1 protein-coding gene is annotated in these 2,320 nt (G+C 67.5%); it reads right to left on the reverse strand.

Annotation, left to right across the window (positions count from 1 at the left end):
• Positions 1-2,320 (reverse strand): methionine synthase (gene metH, locus QMK24_RS41055; protein ID WP_283472018.1); only part of this gene is annotated, 2,320 nt, incomplete at both ends.

A 2,320-nucleotide genomic window follows, 5' to 3' on the forward strand; every position in this document is an offset into this window, starting at 1 on the left:
GGCACCCGGCGCTGCTTGAGCTCGGGCAGGGTCGCGCCCGGGACGCCGCGTTTGACCGCGATCAGCGCGTCCATCAGGCGCAGGCCCTCGAACGCGTCGCGGGCGTAGCGCACTTCGCCCTCGTAGATCTCGTGGAGGTCCTGCTCGACGTAGGCGCGGGTGAGGGCCGCTCCGCCCAGGATGACGGGGTAGTCCGCGGCCATCTTGCGCTGGTTGAGCTCCTGCAGGTTCTCCTTCATGATCACCGTGGACTTCACCAGCAGCCCCGACATCCCGATCACGTCGGCCCGGTGCTCGGTGGCCGCGTCCAAGATCGCCGCGACCGGCTGCTTGATGCCCAGGTTCACCACGTTGTAGCCGTTGTTGGACAAGATGATGTCGACGAGGTTCTTACCGATGTCATGAACGTCACCGCGCACCGTGGCCAGCACGATCGTGCCCTTGCCCTGCGCATCGGACTTCTCCATGTGCGGTTCGAGGTAGGCGACGGCGGTCTTCATCACCTCGGCGGACTGCAGCACGAACGGCAGTTGCATCTGACCCGAGCCGAACAGCTCACCGACGACCTTCATGCCTTCCAGCAACGTGTCATTGACGATCGCCAGCGCCGACCGGATGGTGAGGGCCTCATCCAGGTCCTGCTGCAGGCCGTTCTTCTCGCCATCGATGATCCGCCGCTGCAACCGCTCATCGAGCGGCAGCGCGGCCAGCTCCTGCGCCCGGCCGGCCTTCACCGACTTCATGTCCACACCCTCGAAAGCCTCCAGGAAGGCCTGCAACGGGTCATACCCCTCACGCCGCCGGTCATAGACCAGATCGAACGCGATCTCCCGCTGCTCCTCGGGAATGCGCGCGATCGGCACGATCTTGCTCGCGTGCACGATCGCCGAGTCCAGGCCGGCATCCACACACTCGTTGAGGAACACGGAGTTCAGCACGACGCGGGCGGCCGGGTTCAGGCCGAAGGAGATATTCGACAGCCCCAGCGTCGTCTGCACCAGCGGGTGACGGCGCTTCAGTTCGCGGATCGCCTCGATCGTGGAAATGCCGTCCTTGCGGGACTCCTCCTGACCCGTGGCGATCGTGAACGTCAGACAGTCGATGAGAATGTCCGATTCCAAGATCCCCCAGTTGGTCGTGAGATCCGTGATGAGGCGCTCGGCGATGGCGACCTTGTGCTCCGGGGTGCGCGCCTGGCCCTGCTCGTCGATCGTCAACGCGATCAACGCCGCACCATGCTCAGCAGCCAGCGCGGTGACCTGTGCGAAGCGGGACTCCGGCCCGTCGCCGTCCTCGTAGTTGACGGAGTTGATGACGGCCCGGCCGCCGAGCTTCTCCAGCCCGGCGCGCAGCACGGGAACTTCGGTGGAGTCCAGCACGATCGGCAACGTCGACGCGGTCGCGAAGCGGCCCGCGACCTCGGCCATGTCCGCCACACCATCGCGCCCGACATAGTCCACACACAGATCCAGCAGATGCGCGCCCTCGCGGATCTGGTCGCGCGCCATCTCCACACAGTCGTCCCAGCGGCCCTCCAGCATGGCCTCACGGAACTTCTTCGACCCGTTGGCGTTCGTCCGCTCACCGATCGCGAGGTAGGAGGTGTCCTGCCGGAAGGGGACCGTCTGATACAGCGAGGCGGCGCCCGGCTCCGGGCGCGGGCTGCGCGGCGTCAGGTCCAGGCCCCGGACCCGCTCGACGACCTGTCGCAGATGCTCGGGCGTGGTGCCGCAGCAGCCGCCCACCAGCGACAGCCCGTACTCCCGCACGAACGTCTCCTGCGCGTCCGCCAGCTCCTCCGGCGACAGCGGATAATGCGCGCCGTCCGACGTGAGCACCGGCAGCCCCGCATTGGGCATGCACGACACCTGGGTACGCGCATGCCGCGCCAGATAGCGCAGGTGCTCGCTCATCTCCGCCGGCCCGGTCGCGCAGTTCAGGCCGATCATGTCGATACCCAACGGCTCCAACGCCGTCAGCGCCGCACCGATCTCCGACCCCAGCAGCATCGTCCCCGTCGTCTCGACGGTCACGGAACAGATGAGCGGCAGATCGATCCCGGCTGCCTTCATGGCGCGCCGGGCGCCGACGACCGAGGCCTTGGTCTGCAGCAGGTCCTGGGTCGTCTCCACCAGAATCGCATCCGCGCCACCGGCGATCAGACCCGCCACGTTCAGCTCATACCCGTCCCGCAACACGGCATACGGGGCGTGCCCGAGGGTCGGCAGCTTCGTACCCGGGCCGACCGAACCCAGCACCCAGCGCGGCCGGTCCCTCGTCGCGAAACCGTCCGCGACCTCACGCGCCAACCGGGCACCGG

It is taken from the genome of Streptomyces sp. PH10-H1, from assembly GCF_030063355.1.
Taxonomy (GTDB): Bacteria; Actinomycetota; Actinomycetes; order Streptomycetales; family Streptomycetaceae; genus Actinacidiphila.